This is a genomic window from Arthrobacter senegalensis (assembly GCF_059091765.1).
This window is the reverse complement of sequence record NZ_JBNHGZ010000002.1, coordinates 519634-534292: the sequence shown is the minus strand read 5'-3', so window position 1 is coordinate 534292 and position 14659 is coordinate 519634. Positions and strand designations below refer to the sequence as shown.

15 protein-coding genes are annotated in these 14659 nt (G+C 68.9%); 7 read left to right on the top strand and 8 right to left on the bottom strand.

Translation table 11 applies throughout. From position 1 onward, the window contains the following. Nucleotides 1-47: 47 nt before the first annotated feature. Genes AC5RVG_RS07910 through AC5RVG_RS07895 form a run of 4 tightly spaced genes read left to right on the top strand, consistent with a single transcriptional unit; the run spans nt 48 to nt 3754 of the window. The gene (locus AC5RVG_RS07910) at nt 48-1127 is read left to right on the top strand and encodes a LacI family DNA-binding transcriptional regulator (protein ID WP_494001897.1); all 1080 of its coding nucleotides are present in this window, start codon (nt 48-50) and stop codon (nt 1125-1127) included. Nucleotides 1128-1150: 23 nt separating this feature from the next. Further along, nucleotides 1151-1936, top strand: a complete 786-nt coding sequence (locus tag AC5RVG_RS07905) for an alpha/beta hydrolase (protein WP_494013404.1) — start codon at nt 1151-1153, stop codon at nt 1934-1936. A 41-nt stretch (nt 1937-1977) separates the two neighbouring features. Beyond that, nucleotides 1978-2892 (top strand): carbohydrate kinase family protein, encoded by a 915-nt coding sequence (locus AC5RVG_RS07900; RefSeq protein ID WP_494013403.1) that lies wholly within the window; start codon nt 1978-1980, stop codon nt 2890-2892. 37 nt (nt 2893-2929) lie between these two features. After that, complete coding sequence (locus AC5RVG_RS07895; RefSeq protein WP_494013402.1) at nt 2930-3754, top strand: HAD family hydrolase; 825 nt, start codon at nt 2930-2932, stop codon at nt 3752-3754. A gap of 20 nt (nt 3755-3774) precedes the next feature. On the opposite strand, the gene AC5RVG_RS07890 is transcribed toward AC5RVG_RS07895, so the two are convergent. Continuing rightward, nucleotides 3775-4455, bottom strand: a complete 681-nt coding sequence (locus AC5RVG_RS07890; protein WP_494013401.1) for a hypothetical protein — start codon at nt 4453-4455, stop codon at nt 3775-3777. 48 nt (nt 4456-4503) lie between these two features. Between AC5RVG_RS07890 and AC5RVG_RS07885 the strand changes: the two genes are divergently transcribed. The 3 genes from AC5RVG_RS07885 to AC5RVG_RS07875 are packed head-to-tail and all read left to right on the top strand — an operon-like array spanning nt 4504 to nt 6960. Beyond that, a complete protein-coding gene (locus tag AC5RVG_RS07885) occupies nt 4504-5307 on the top strand; it encodes a glycerophosphodiester phosphodiesterase family protein (RefSeq protein ID WP_494013400.1) in 804 nt (267 codons plus the stop codon). Continuing rightward, complete coding sequence (locus tag AC5RVG_RS07880) at nt 5304-6425, top strand: glycerate kinase (protein ID WP_494013399.1); 1122 nt, start codon at nt 5304-5306, stop codon at nt 6423-6425. The genes AC5RVG_RS07885 and AC5RVG_RS07880 overlap by 4 nt, the downstream gene beginning before the upstream one ends. A gap of 28 nt (nt 6426-6453) precedes the next feature. Then, nucleotides 6454-6960: a hypothetical protein gene (locus AC5RVG_RS07875; protein WP_494013398.1), complete on the top strand. Its 507-nt coding sequence runs from the start codon at nt 6454-6456 to the stop codon at nt 6958-6960. Nucleotides 6961-6984: 24 nt separating this feature from the next. Here AC5RVG_RS07875 and AC5RVG_RS07870 read toward each other — a convergent pair whose 3' ends face one another. From AC5RVG_RS07870 to AC5RVG_RS07840, 7 genes are all read right to left on the bottom strand, one after another. Then, nucleotides 6985-8640: a SulP family inorganic anion transporter gene (locus AC5RVG_RS07870; RefSeq protein ID WP_494013397.1), complete on the bottom strand. Its 1656-nt coding sequence runs from the start codon at nt 8638-8640 to the stop codon at nt 6985-6987. Next, on the bottom strand, nt 8637-9041 hold the full coding sequence (locus AC5RVG_RS07865; protein ID WP_494013396.1) for an ArsR/SmtB family transcription factor: 405 nt from the start codon (nt 9039-9041) through the stop codon (nt 8637-8639). The genes AC5RVG_RS07870 and AC5RVG_RS07865 overlap by 4 nt, the downstream gene beginning before the upstream one ends. A 181-nt stretch (nt 9042-9222) precedes the next feature. Then, nucleotides 9223-9477, bottom strand: a complete 255-nt coding sequence (locus AC5RVG_RS07860; protein ID WP_494013395.1) for a hypothetical protein — start codon at nt 9475-9477, stop codon at nt 9223-9225. A gap of 7 nt (nt 9478-9484) precedes the next feature. Next, nucleotides 9485-9694 carry a dodecin gene (locus tag AC5RVG_RS07855; RefSeq protein ID WP_494013394.1) on the bottom strand — a complete coding sequence of 70 codons (210 nt, stop codon included), beginning with the start codon at nt 9692-9694 and terminating at the stop codon, nt 9485-9487. A gap of 137 nt (nt 9695-9831) precedes the next feature. Beyond that, entirely contained in the window at nt 9832-11157 is a 1326-nt protein-coding gene (locus tag AC5RVG_RS07850) for a uracil-xanthine permease family protein (protein ID WP_494013393.1), read from the bottom strand. Between the two features lie 132 nt (nt 11158-11289). Beyond that, nucleotides 11290-12936 carry a phosphoglucomutase (alpha-D-glucose-1,6-bisphosphate-dependent) gene (gene pgm / locus AC5RVG_RS07845; protein WP_494013392.1) on the bottom strand — a complete coding sequence of 549 codons (1647 nt, stop codon included), beginning with the start codon at nt 12934-12936 and terminating at the stop codon, nt 11290-11292. Between the two features lie 164 nt (nt 12937-13100). Then, nucleotides 13101-14552 carry a PucR family transcriptional regulator gene (locus tag AC5RVG_RS07840; RefSeq protein ID WP_494013391.1) on the bottom strand — a complete coding sequence of 484 codons (1452 nt, stop codon included), beginning with the start codon at nt 14550-14552 and terminating at the stop codon, nt 13101-13103. Nucleotides 14553-14659: the final 107 nt, after the last annotated feature.

Sequence of the window (14659 nt, the reverse complement as noted above, 5' to 3'; positions counted from 1 at the left end):
GGGAAGTTTCGGGGGATGATTCTTGGGGAAGAAGGCAGAACTGCATCATGGGGAGTTCATTTAAGCCGACTATTCGCGACGTCGCCGAGCGGGCCGGCGTTTCGCTGGCAACGGTCTCATACGTCTTGTCCGGCCGGCACGGGGGTTCAACGAGGATCAGCGAACCGACCAAAGCCCGGGTAATCGAGGCGGCCAAGTCGCTGGGATATGTGCCCAACCACGCCGCCCGGGGCATGCGCCGCGGGCGGACGGACACCGTGGCCGTCGTGGTGGAAAACCTGGATTCGGCCTGGGACCGGCAATTGGCGGAGGTTGCCAACCGTGTGCTGCCGGAGCACGGGTACCGCGTGGTGGTCCTTCTGGGCCAGGAGGCATGGCGGAACTTCATGCTCTCCGGCGGCGCGGACGGGGCCATCCTGGGTTTCAGCACCGAAACGCCCGAGGAAGACCACACCCTGCGCGACCTCGCCGACCGGGGCGTGGCGCAGGTGGTCGTGTCACAGTTCCTGCAGCCTGACGGCTTCGACGTGCTGAAAGTGGACGCGGAGGTCGGCATCGCCGAGGCGGCTGCGTATCTTGCTGCCAGGCACCGCCGCATCGCCGTGCTGCACCGGGGCGGGCCCGCCCCGGGTCCCCGGGGTTCCCGGCTGGGGTTGTTCCGGCAGGCGATGGCCGACCTCGGCGCAGAATTGGACGAAAACCTGGTGCGTGCAACGCACGGGTCTTGGCGTGAATCCTACGAGGAGACCGGCACGCTGCTGAAGTTGTCCGATCCGCCCACGGCGTTCTTCACCACTGCGGATCTGGAGGCCCTGTGCGTCTCCGGCTCCGCCACCGCGGCGGGACTCCGGATCCCGGAGGAGATGGAGATCATCGGCGTGGACACCTCGGATCTGGGACACCACTCCGAACCGCCGCTGAGCTCGGTGGGACCGGAGCCGCTGGTGGGTACCGTGGTGGACCTGCTGATCGACCGGCTGGAGGGGCGCGCCTCCGCCGGCGGGCGCCTGGTGCCGGCGCCGTGGAAGCTGAACCACCGGGGGACCACCGTGGCGGGGATGTCCGGTGATGGCAGCGCCGAAGGCTCGGGCGAGGTGGAGGACAGCGTCTCCAACGGGGCTCCCTAGCGGCGGGCGGCTACAGTGCAGGGATGGAGTACACCCGGCACAGCTACGGCCCGGATCCCAGCCAGTACGCGGAACTGTATGTGCCCGCCCGGCGGCGGCACACCGCCGTCGTCGTCATCATCCACGGCGGGTACTGGCGCGCTGCCTACGGTGCCGAGCTCGGACGCCCGCTGGCCCGGGACCTCGCCAGCCGCGGCTGGGTCTGCTGGAACATCGAATACCGGCGCGCGGGCAATGGCGGCGGCTGGCCGGAGACGTTCGACGACGTTTCCTCCGGCATCGACCGGCTCGCCGACGTTGCGCACGAGTCTGGATTTGCGCTCGAGCGGGTGGTGGGGCTGGGCCATTCGGCCGGCGGTCAACTGGCGGTGTGGGCGGCCGGACGGGGCCGGCTGCGGTCGGAGGAGTCCGGGGTGCGGGTGCCCGGCGCGGCCCCGCGGGTGGAGCTCGCTGCGGTGCTCAGCCAGTCCGGGGTGCTGGATGTGGCGCGCGCCCACGAGCTGGGCCTGAGCGACGGCGCCGTCGAAAACCTGCTCGGGCGGCCGGAGGACGCTGATCCAGGTGCCGCGCATCCCTACCGGCTCGCCGATCCCATGCGGAACGTTCCGCTGCCGGTCCCCGTCTACGCCTTCCACGCCGAGCAGGACGCCGACGTGCCGAGGGAACTGTCCGAGCGCTACGTCGACGCCGCCCGGGCCGCCGGCGGGACGGCCGAACTGGTGCTCGTTCCCGGGGACCACTATGCGCTGATAGATCCTGCCTCTGTTGCGTTTGCGCGCATCCGCGGGGTGCTGGCCGGCCTGGGCTGATGCCGGTGCCGCAACCGGCGGCGCTCTGCTACGTTGGCACTGTGCTCACGGTCATAGGCGAAGCCCTGGTGGACGTCGTCCGCTCCGACACGATGCCCCCGCGGGTGCACGTCGGCGGCAGCCCAATGAACGTGGCGGTGGGCCTGGCCCGGCTGGGCCACCCGGTCCAGTTCGTCGGCCGGTACGGCAAGGACCGGTTCGGGGACCTGGTCCACGGCCATCTGCGCCGCAACTCCGTGTTGGTGCCGCTGGATCCGGATGCGTCGCCGACCAGCGCTGCCACCGCTACCCTGGATCCCGCCGGTGCCGCCCATTACTCTTTCGACCTGCTCTGGGAACTGCCGGACCTCGAAAAGATCCGGCCCCGGCTGCTCGACGAGACGGTCTGGCTGCACACCGGCTCCGTCGCCGCCATGCTGGAGCCGGGCGCGCACACGGTGTACAGGACCGTCCAGCGGGCCCATCCGCGGGCCCTGGTCAGCTACGACCCGAACTGCCGGCCCACGCTGATTACGGACCGGGACTTCGCCCGGCGGCAGGCCGAAAAGTTCGTGGTCCTGGCCGATGTGGTCAAGGCCTCCGACGAAGACCTTCAGTGGCTGTACCCGGACCGTACCGTCGAGGAGACGGCCCGTGCGTGGTTGAAGCGGGGGCCGGCCGCGGTAGTGGTCACGCGCGGGGCGAAGGGCAGCTGGGGAGTGGTCGGTGCCGGGACGGCAGAGGTCACGGCACCGGCGTCGGCCGTCGTTGACAGCGTAGGCGCCGGCGACGCGTACATGTCCGGGCTGCTCGATGCGCTGCTGAACGCGGGATTCTCCGGTTCGGCCCGGCGCGGCAAGCTGCGCGACATGGGCTCCGCCACGCTCGAAGACGTGATGGCGCACGCTGCCCGTGCCGCGGCCATCACGGTGTCCCGGGCAGGGGCGAATCCGCCGCGCCGCGACGAGCTGGGCTAGCCGCCTGCGCCGCCGGAGGCATCCCTAGACTGGTGCAATGCGCCTTATCGCCAGCGACCTCGACGGAACCATCATCGGCCGGGACGGCAAAATCAGCCCCCGCACCGTCCGGGCGTTTCGCAGCGCGGCGGCCGCGGGTGTGGAAATTGTCTTCGTGACCGGCCGGCCGCCGCGCTGGCTGACTCCGCTGGCCGAACAGATCGGACACCGCGGCCGGGTGATCTGCTCCAACGGCGCCGTGGTCTACGATCTGGTGGCCGAGCGGGTGCTCTCGGCGCAGACGCTGCCCCACGCGAACATTCTCGAGGTGCGCCGGATCATCCTCGGCCTGCACCCGGCGGTGACGTTCGCGGCGGAAACGACCGAGGGATTCCTGCTGGAACCGAACTTTCTGCAGCCCGGCTCGGTGGAGCTTCTGGACGGCACCGTGCCCAAACTGTTGCCGGAAAGCCTGCGCCGCTCCGACTCGGTCGTGAAACTGCTGGCCCGGGGGACGGACATCGACCCCGACGCCTTCCTGGCCGAGGTGGGCCCGGCGGTGGGGCATCTGGCCGCCGTGACGCATTCTGCCCCCGGCAACCCGCTGCTGGAGATGGCACGGCCGGGGCTCAACAAAGCGGTGACCCTGGCCGAGTACGCCGGTTCGTTGGGCATCGGCCCCCAGAACGTGGTGGCCTTCGGCGACATGCCGAACGACATCGAAATGCTGCGGTGGGCCGGGGCCGGCTACGCGATGGCCTCCGGCCACCGCACCGCGCTGGAAGCAACCCCGTTCCGCGCCCCGGCGTTCGCCGAGGACGGCGTCGCCCAGGTGATCGAGGAACGGCTGGCGGACCGGCGGCAGGCCTCGCGCGGGGTCTGACCCCTGCGTGGGTCCCGCGGTCAGGAGCCTCGCGCCGCTCCGGCGGGCGCCGCCTCCCGCCGGGTTTCGGGACGCTCGTCCAGATACCGGCGGGCGAACCAGCTGGGGCCGGTGCTCCGGCTGCGCCGGGGCGGTTCTATGTCCGCAACGATCAGCTCTTCATACAGGCCGGCCTCGGCCACCACACCCGTCCCCGGTGCAGCGATGAAGCTGTGGCCCGGCCCGCTCCAGGCCACCGCCTGTGCAGAAGCTCCCCGGCGGGCCAGTGCACGGAACCAGCCGTCCCGGCCGCCGCTGCCGCCGGGCACCACGAGCAGTTGCGCGCCGTCGTCGGAGACCGACCGGCGGGACGTGCCGGGCGCCGGCAGGGCGACCGAGCCGGCGTCGTCCTCCGCAGCCAGCCCGATGAGCAGCCCCTCCAGCGGCACGACCGCGGCGGCGTCCGTGCAGGCCTGGAGCCCGCCGTACGCATCGAACAGCCACAGTTCGGGGCCGTTGCCGTGGCTGCTGCTGCCGGCCGCCACCGCGACCCTGTGTTCCGCCGCGAGCCCGCCCAGTTCGCGGCGGAAATGCGGAGCGAACCCCGCGGGCAGCACCAGCAGCCGTGCCCCCAGCCCGGCCGCCTCTTCCAGCCACATCCGGCACCGCGGCCGGGACCCGTCGCCGAGCAGCCCGGCAGCCTGCACCACGGCAAGACGCATGGACTCCTCCTCATCGGCGGTCGTGGCGGGGCCGGTAGAGTACCGAAGGTGAGCAGCGCCAGCCCGTACCTCAATCCTACGTTTCCCGGTTCCGGGCAGGGCCGGCCCCTGGCCATGTCGCACCGGGGTTTCTCCTTGGACGGTCGGGAGAACTCGATGGCGGCCTTCCGCGCGGCAGTCGATCTCGGCTACGCCTACCTGGAGACCGATGTCAGGTCCACCCGCGACGGCGTGCTGGTGGCCTTCCACGACCGGACGCTGGAGCGTACTACCGACGGCCGCGGAGAGCTGGCGGAGCACACGGCCGGCCAGCTGGCGCGGGTCCGGATTTCCGGTGAGCCGATCCCGACGTTCGAGGAGTTGCTGACCGCGTGGCCGGACGTGCGACTGAACGTGGACGTGAAGGACATGGCCGCCGCCGACGAATTGGCCCGGCTGATCGAGGCCTACGACGCGCACGACCGCGTGCTCGTGGCTTCCTTTTCCGACCGCCGCCGCTTCCGCGTGCTGCGCGGCCTGAGCCGGCCCGTCGCGGGATCCGCCGGCGTGTATGCGACCCTGGCAATATACTTGCTGGGCTATATAGGTCTGGCGGGCCTGATGGCCCGGCTGGTCCGCGTCCACGCGGTGCAGGTGCCGGTGAAGTACGGTCCGTTTACGGTCGTCACGCCCGGGTTTGTCCGGCGCTGCCGTCGGGCCGGCCTGCAGGTACACGTGTGGACCATCAACGACCGCGCCGAGATGGAACGGCTGCTGGCACTGGGAGTGGATGGCATAGTCTCCGACCGCGCCGATATTCTGGCCGAAGTGATGGCTGAACGCGGCAGTTGGCCGCAGAGGGAGTCCGCATGAAGGTCTTGATCGCACCGGACAAGTTCAAGGGAACATTGTCGGCCGCCGAGGCGGCCGCCGCAATGGCCGAGGGCGTGCTGCGGGTCTACCCGGACGCCCACGTGCAGCTGCTCCCGGTTGCCGACGGCGGAGAGGGCACCTTGGAGGCTGCCCTCTCCGCCGGTGCGGCCGAGCACACCGAACGCGTCGTGGGGCCGCTGGAGCGTGAGGTCACCGCATCCTGGGCCATGCTCGAGCGGCCGGAGGGCAAGACCGCCGTCATCGAAACCGCGCGGGCGTCCGGCTTGCTGCTCACGGAGCCCAGCGTGCAGTCGGCGCTCACGGCCCACTCCTACGGGTCCGGCCAGCTGATTGAGGCGGCGCTGGACGCCGGCGCCACCGAGATTGTGCTCGGGGTGGGCGGCTCGGCCATGACCGATGGCGGGTCCGGGGCCCTCCGCGCGCTCGGCCTGAAGGTCCTTGCCGGCGGCGGCGCCGAAGTCCTGCTCGGCGGCGCGGCCCTGGCCACCGCGGACCACCTTGACACCTCCGGCCTGGACCCGCGCCTGGCGGAGACCGTGATCCGGATAGCGGCAGACGTCTCGAATCCGCTGTACGGGCCAGACGGGGCGGCGCACGCTTTCGGTGAACAGAAGGGCGCCGACGCGGTCTCGCGGCGGTTGCTCGACGAGGCGCTGCAGCGCTGGGCCCAGCTGCTGCTGAAGGCAACAGGCCGCGACGTCAACGTGGCGGGCGCCGGCGCGGCCGGCGGCTTCCCCTCCGGCTTCATGGCGCTGGCCGGGGTCCGGGTGGAGCCGGGGTTCGACGTCGTCGCGGACCTGGTGGGCCTCGAGGCCGCCCTGGCGGATGCAGACTTGGTCCTGACCGGCGAGGGGTCGCTGGATCGGCAATCCGAATTCGGGAAAGCGCCGCTGGGAGTCGCCGGGCGTGCCCAAGCCCGGGGCATCCCCGCCGTCGTCGTCGCCGGGCAGATCGACCTGGCGCCGGACCGCCTGGCCCAACACGGGGTGCACGCGGCCGCCAGCGTGGTCGAGGCGGCAGGCAGCCGGGAACAGGCCATGGCCCAGGCCGCGCGCTATGTCACGTTGGCCACGCAACAGGCGCTCGAAGGGGCTTGAGCCCGGGAACCACGCCTATCATGAGGGCATGAGCAGCACCGTCGTCCCGCCGCCCTCGGCCGTCCGCCAGGGTTTTCTCCGCACCTTGGTCCTTTGGCTGGCGATTCCGATGGCGGTGCTGGTGCCGCTCTGGGTGGTGGCCGGACGCGTGCTGTTTGGCATCGGCGGGCAGATGGTGCTCTGGCTGGGCATCAGCCTGGGGCCGGTGCTGCTGGTCCTGCTGTTGCTGACCGGCGTGAAGCTCCTCGAGACCGCCCGCCGGGGCCGGCTGCTTCCGGTGCGGGCCGTCGTGGTGCCGGCGCTGGCCTGGCTGCTGGCGTTCGCCTTCGGCTTCACCGTCCCGGACTTCGGCGGCGGCGCCGGAGAGGGCGCGTCCATCATGTCGCTGCTTGCCGGTCCGTCCGCCTTGGGAATGTCCACCGCGCTGTGCAACCCGTTCGGAATCATCGCCGTCGGGCTGGCCATCGCGGCCACGGTTTTCGCCTACCGGGCCGCGGGCGATGCGCGTCGCGGCGTCACCGCCGACGGCCCCTGACGCAGGCGGGCCTGATGGTGCGCCTTAGGCCTGTTGTGCGTGCCGGGCTTCGCCGTTGCGCCGGACGTGACTGCGGGCATGCTCGACCGCCGCTTCCAGGTCGCCGAACAGGTGCTTGTCGTGGCGCAATGACTCCAAGACGCCGACCCGGCGGGCCAATTCCACATGGCGTTCCTGGATGCCCTTGATGAGCACGGTGACGCCGCGGCGCTCCAGCGCCGTGACCAGGTCGGCCACGACTTTGGCCCCGGTCGCGTCGAGGATCTGCAGCTGGGACATCCGGATGATCACCACCTGCACATTGCGGATGGAAGAGACTCGATCCAGCACCCGGTCGGCCACGCCGAAGAACAGGGCGCCGTCGAGCCGGAAGACTGCGATCTGCTCGTCGCCGTCTGCGGCCGGTCCGGGGATCTCCTCCCGGTGGACTCCGCTGGAATTCCCCAACGCCCTCAGCGCGAAGAACCCGGCGAAGACGATGCCGATCACCACGGCCTGGATCAGGTCGAAGGATACCGTGACGACGGCGGTGACGATGAAGACCGTGGTGTCCGCCCGGGTGGAGCCGAACACGCTGCGCAAGGTGTTCAGCGAGACCATGCGGACGGCGGTCACCATCAGCACGCCGGACAGTGCCGCCAGCGGGATTTGCGAGACGGGCCCGGTCGCCAGGTACACGACGCCCAGCAGCACCAGGGAATGCACGACGACGGAGGCCCGGGTCCGCCCGCCGGCGCGGATGTTTACTGCCGTCCGGGCGATGGCCCCGGTGGCAGGCATCCCACCGAAGAAGCCGGAGGCAACCGAGGCCAGGCCCTGGCCCACCAGCTCCCGGTCCGCGTCGTAAGGGCCCGTGTCGGAGATGGATGCGGCCACCCGGGCCGAGAGCAGGGATTCGATGGCAGCAAGTGCCGCGACGGTGAGGGCAGGCCCGGCCAATGCGCCCATCAGGGCCAGGTCGAGGGTGGGCAGGGACGGGGCCGGCAAGGAGCTGGGTAGCTCGCCGATCTGTGCAACGTCCAAATTCATCAGCTGGGCCACAAGCGTGGCGACGATGATCCCGATGATGGAGCCGGGCAGCTGTGGATTGATCTTCGGCGCGGCCACCATGATGCCGGCCACGATCAACGCCAGGATGACGGGCCAGAACAAGCCCGCCAACGAGGCCGTGCTCAAGGCTTCGACCGCCGACACGGCCGCGTTGGAGCTGGGCCCCGGTGCCGTCCCGAAGGCGGCCGGCACCTGCTGTATGAAGATGATGACGGCGATGCCCAGCGTGAAGCCCTCGATGACCGGCCACGGTATGAAGCTGACGGCACGGCCCAGTTTCAGCACACCGGCGGCGGCCACCATGACGCCGGCCATGAGCGTCAGCAGCGCGAGCGACGACACCCCGTGGCTCGCGATGACCGGCGCAAGCACCACCACCATGGCGCCGGTGGGTCCCGACACCTGGATGTTGGAACCACCGAAAACGGCAGCGACGATGCCGGCGACGATCGCGGTGATCAATCCCGACGCGGCGCCGGCACCCGAACTGACACCGAATGCCAAGGCCAGCGGCAGGGCGACGATACCCACGGTCACGCCCGCCACCAGGTCGTTCCGCCAGGTGCGCGGCAGCTGCGCGTAATCGGCCTTGCCGGGCAGCAGCGCGGCCGCAGCCCTCACCGACTTCATGGCGCCGGTTCCGGTTTGGTGCCCGCGTCCCGGGCTGATGCCGTCGGGCTGTTGTCGGCCGCACCGAAGCCGGCCAGTTGCTGCGTTGCGGTGTGCAGGAGCTGCTGCAGGAGGCTGCGGGCAACGGTCAGCAGGTCGGCCACCTGAGGGTACGCCAGGCGGTAGAAGACCTGCACGCCCCGGCGTTCGGCCAGGACGAGGTTGTGCCGGCGCAAGACGGACAGGTGCTGGGACAGGTTGGAGGCCTCTTGGCCCGTCTCGTTCATCAGCTCGGTCACGGTTACCTCGGGAGCGTCCGCGAGCAGTTCCAGCACCCGGATCCTGACCGGATGGGACAGTCCCTTGAACAGGTTGGCCTTGACTTCGTACAGCGGGGCGTCGGCAGCGGCAAATGGGTTCACGAGGGCTCCCTAGAGTTCATTACTTTAGGAAGCCATCATATAGCGTGCGTGCAGGCCACGCTAATGCCCCGCTCATGGCCCACGCGTCGCCTCACCAGTCAAGCGTCGCTCGGGCAAGGCCGCGCGGGCCCCGCCGCACGAACCCGCGTCTCGCGGTGCCGCGGTGCCGAGTTCCCGCCTGCTATCCGCCGGTGGGGGCGGAGGGGGGAACGAATCCGTCCTGTCCGGGTTCGTTCTCGTGCTCCGGGTCCTCGCTCTGGCGGTATTCGCCGTCCGGGCTCAGGCCCGGTACCCGCTGCCCCGCATTGAGCAGGCTGGAGGTGAAGTGCTCGCCGTCGAACGTGGCGGCGGAGTCGTTCTCCGGCTCCGGGGCGCCGATGTCGTGGCGCAGATGCTCGTCGTCGGGCATTGTGGATTCATCGCGTGGCTGGCTCATGGGTCGGTCAGCTTTCGTGCCGGAAACCGAGCTTGATGGTCACCTGCCAGTCGGCGACCCTGCCTTCGCTAAGGTGGCCGCGAACGGACTTCACTTCGAACCAGTCGAGGTTGCGCAGTGTCCTGGAGGCCTCGTTGATGGCGTTTGAGACCGCGGCATCGATCCCGTCGGGCGACGTACCCACAATCTCCGTGACGTTGTAGACGTGGTTGGCCATGCTTTCCTCCTCGAGAAGGTCCCGGGCCGGACGCCGCGGGAGAGATGGCTGCAACGCTAGCCTCCGATGTCCCCGCGGTCTAGGGCACGGCGGCCCGGAGCACGCCCTCGCCTCCAGGCGGCCGCCACGCCCGGCGGTCAGCCGAGCTTGGACGGCCTGACGCCCTCGTCTTCCACGGAATCCACGGGCTCGGTGTGGCGCCAGCGGGCCACCGCACTCATGCCATGGAAAATCAGCAGTGCCGCTGCCGAGCCCAGCGCGATGCCTTCGAACTGCAGCTCGCCTATCGCCCACTTGAAATTGGCGATGCCGATCACCAGGGCCACCCCTGCCACGGAGAGGTTGATGGGGTTGGCGAAGTTCACCCGGTTCTGGACCCAGATCCGCACCCCCAAAATGCCGATCATGCCGTAGAGCACGACGCCGGCGCCGCCCAGGACGCCGACCGGGACGGTGGCGATGGCGGCACCGAACTTCGGGAGCAAACTCAACAGGATGGCGACAATGCCGGCCACCCAGTATGCGGCGGTGGAGTAGACCTTGGAGGCCGCCATCACGCCGATGTTCTCGGCGTAGGTGGTGGTGCCGGAGCCGCCGCCGCTGCCGGCCAGCATGGTGGCCAGGCCGTCTGCCATCAACGCGCGGCCGGTGACGGGGTCAAGATCCTGCCCGGTCATCGCGGACACGGACTTCACGTGGCCGATGTTTTCTGCCACCAGGACCAACACGACGGGGAGGAACAGCCCGATCAGGGAGATGTGGAATTCCGGCGCGTGGAATTCGGGCAAACCAATCCAGGCAGCGTCATTGATCTTGGAGAAGTCCACCTCGCCCCGCAGGATGGCCACCACGTAGCCGACCAGCACGCCTATCAGGATGGACAACCGGCCCAGCAGCCCGCGGAACAACACCGTGACCAGCAGGATCGCGACGACGGTGACCAGCGCCGTCACGGGCCCCTTCTCGAAGTTCTGCTTGGCGGCCGGCGCCAGGTTGAGCCCGATCAGCGCAACAATGGCGCCGGTGACCACCGGCGGCATCACCACGTTGATCCAGCGCGTGCCGGCCTTGTGCACCAGCGCGCCGACCAGGAAGAGCAAGGCACCGGCCATGATGAGGCCGCCGAGCGCTCCGCCCATTCCGTGCTGATTCATGGCGGCGCCGATCGGGGCGATGAACGCGAAGCTGGAGCCCAGGTAACTGGGGACCCTGCCTGCCGTGATGATCAAAAACAGAATGGTGCCCACGCCGGAGAACAGCAGCGTGGTCGACGGCGGGAACCCGGTCAGCAGCGGGACCAGGAAGGTGGCGCCGAACATGGCGACCACGTGCTGGGCCCCGACGCCCATGGTGCGCGGCCAGGTGAGCCGCTCCTGGGGTCCGACTACCGTGCCCGGTGAAATGTTCTTGCCGTCGCCATGCAGGGCCCAACGGAACGGGGAAGATTTTGCAGGCGTGCTCATGGTGGGCCTCTTAGGGGGGAGTCAGCGGGAAAATGTCCGGGGGACATCCTACCGCCGGAATGGCGTGCCGGCTCGCCCGACCGGTCGCGGAGGCCGGGCGGGAACGGCCCGGCCTCCGTTGTCAGGCGGTGATCAGGCGATCACGGCGTCCACGATTGCCTTCGCCTCTGCCTGCACCTGCTGCAGATGGTCCTGGCCGCGGAAGGATTCGGCGTAGATCTTGTAGACGTCTTCCGTGCCAGAGGGCCGGGCCGCGAACCACGCGTTGTCGGTGGTGACCTTCAGCCCGCCGATCGGGGCGCCGTTGCCGGGCGCTTCGGTCAGCTTGGCGGTAATCGCCTCGCCGGCCAGTTCGGTGGCGGCCACGTCGGCGGCGGAGAGTTTCGCCAGCGCGGCTTTCTGCTCCCGGGTGGCCGCCGCGTCAATCCGTGCGTAGGACGGCGCCCCGAACTTCTCGGTCAGCCCCGCATAGAGTTCCGACGGCGAGTTTCCGGTCACCGCCACGATTTCGGAGGCCAGCAGCGCCAGCAGGATGCCGTCCTTGTCCGTGGACCACGGCTTGCCGTCGAACCGCACGAAGGAGGCGCCGGCCGACTCCTCGCCGCCGAAGACGCCTTCGCCGGAGAGCAGCCCGGGCACGAACCACTTGAAGCCCACGGGAACTTCCACCAGCTGCCGGCCCAAGTTGGCCGCTACCCGGTCGATCATCGAGGAGGACACCAGCGTCTTGCCCACGGACGCGTCGGCCGGCCAGTCCGGCCGGTGCCTGTAGAGATAGTCGATGGCCACGGCAAGGTAGTGGTTCGGGTTCATCAGCCCGGCATCAGGGGTCACGATTCCGTGCCGGTCCGCGTCGGCGTCGTTGCCGGTGGCGATGTCGAAGGCGGCGCCGCCGCCGCGAACGGCGTTGATCAGCGAGGCCATTGCCGACGGCGACGAGCAGTCCATCCGGATCTTCTCGTCCCAGTCCAGGGTCATGAACGCCCATTGCGGGTCCACCGCCGGATTGACCACGGTCAGGTCCAGCCGGTGCCGCTCGGCGATGGCGGCCCAGTAGTCCACCGAGGCTCCGCCCATCGGGTCGGCACCGATCCGCACGCCGGCGGAACGGATGGCGTCCAGGTCCAGCACCTTCGGCAGGTCGTCCACGTACGCGGCCAGGAAGTCGTACGTACCGATGGACCCGGAGAACCGGGCCTGTCCCAGCGTGATCCGCTTGACGCCGCGCAGGCCCGCCTCCAGCAGTTCGTTGGCGCGGGCGGCAATCCACCCGGTGGCATCCGAGTCGGCCGGACCGCCGTGCGGCGGGTTGTACTTGAAGCCCCCGTCGCCGGGCGGGTTGTGCGAGGGGGTGATCACGATGCCGTCGGCCTGGGCATCCGGATGGGCCGCGTTATGGGTGAGGATTGCGTGGCTGACCGCCGGCGTCGGGGTCCACCCGGTCCGGGAATCGACCAGCACTGCCACACCGTTTCCGGCCAGCACCTCGAGGGCGGTGTCCTGGGCCGGATCCGAGAGGGAATGCGTGTCTTTGCCGACGAACAGCGGTCCGGCGATGCCCTGCCCGGCGCGGTACTCCACGATCGCCTGCGTGATGGCGGCGATGTGGTCCTCATTGAAGGATGCCTTCAGGCTGGAGCCGCGGTGCCCTGAGGTGCCGAAAACCACGCGCTGGGACGGGTCGGCCGGATCCGGCTTGACGTTGAAGTACGCGTCGCGGAGCGCGGTCAGGTCAACAAGGTCGCTGGGAAGGGCCACTGTGCCCGCACGGTTTGCCATCCCTCCAGCATGCCAAAAAACTATCGATCCGTGGCGATCGGGTGGCGGATCCGACCCGATAGGCCCCCCGAACTTCCCGCGCTGACTGCCAGGAGCAAGCGGTTGGCGTGCCAAGAATGCAATGTATTTGGCCTTGCGCTGGCCAACACCTATGGGCCGGAAAATTAGGTCCCGTCCGGACCGACGTCTGCACGCAAGGCCATCCATAAAGTGAATCTGTCATCTGGATTCGACATGGACAGACCAGAAAGAAACTCGAAGCGCTCAATTCGTTTCCGCAGCGTGTGGCGGTGGATGTTCAGCCGCTGGGCTGCTGCTTGCCAGGAGCCATGCTCAGTGAGGAAGATGCGGGCGGTGTCGACCAGCGAGACCGCATCCGGACTCTCTGCATATACACGTTCAAGAGGGCGGCGCAGAGCGATGAGGGACACGGGGTCCATGCTCTCCAACAGCAGTTGCACCGTCGGCAATTGCTGGTAAAGCACGAACGGCATGCCGTCGGCAACGGCTACTTCGTGCGCGTTGCCAGCCTGGCTAAGGCTGGACGCGAGGTCCTCCAGCGCCGCCGGTCGCCCTACTCCGCACCGGATGGGCACGTTGTCTTTGTAGACCTCGGCTTCAATCCCGGCTAGGAACGCGTCTCTTGCGTCCGGATCGAGGAAGCCATGGAGCCGCTCCTTGTCGGTCTTGACCAGATGCGGCAACCCCAGCTCGTCCAGCCACTGAAGCACAAGCTGCTCCAGCACCACCGACCGTGAGCGTGAGGAGAGCACAAAAGCGCAGAGCCGGTCACCCCGGTACCCCCAGCGTCTAAGGGTGGCGGTAGCCAGCCCGGGATGGCCGCTGGTCAGGTTTTCGACCATCACCTCCCGGCCCAGACGCTCCAGCGCAGTGTGGTCATGGGTCCGCAGCACCAAGTCGATGAGTGCAGCGGCGTGTGTGGACAAATCGCGGGTGCGACTGGTCACGCCCGAGCGAGAGGACACCACTAGGTGCGCCCGGAGGTCCTGCCCCAATCCCACAGAGTGCACCTGCATGCCCGGATGTCGCACTTTTACCGGCCGGTTAAGTGCGACGGCCATGGCGTCACCAATATGCAGCGCCCCGGCGCCCGCGCTGGCAATCGCCCTGCCATGCGTGTCCAGCAGTACCGCCCAGCCCTGCAACCGATGGGCCAGTTCCGCGAGCACGGCTTCGGCGCCGCCCCGTCGGGCCACTTGAGTCAGCACTGCCGTTCCGTTGGAGATTAACCGGGCCTCCGCTGCGTCATTGGAGGCGAGCACGGCTTCTGCGTTGGCGCGGAGGGTCTCTAACGGAATCTTGTCGGAGAAGGTCACCAGGCGCAGGCCGTCGACCGACAGACTGCGGGCCACTGCAATGTCGACTCCCGATACCGCCAACACAGCCTGTCGAAACAGCTCGACCGAAGACTGATTGGCCGCCACCTCGTCCAGTTCGGCAGCGGTCACGAAAACCATCTGCACAGCATCCGCCGCGGTAATCACGGGCCGGTCGGCGTAGAGCAAGGCTGCATTCACCCGGCGCCGGACCCAATCCCCCGGTTCCACCGGGGTCCCCTGCAACTTGCGACAAACGTCCTCGACAGTTCTAGACATACATCAAATGTACAAAATGGAGCCCCAAATGATGACAGCGCTCCAATCTGCACAATGATATGTCCAATCTCACATGAATACGATCGAGGCTGGCAAGAGACGAACTT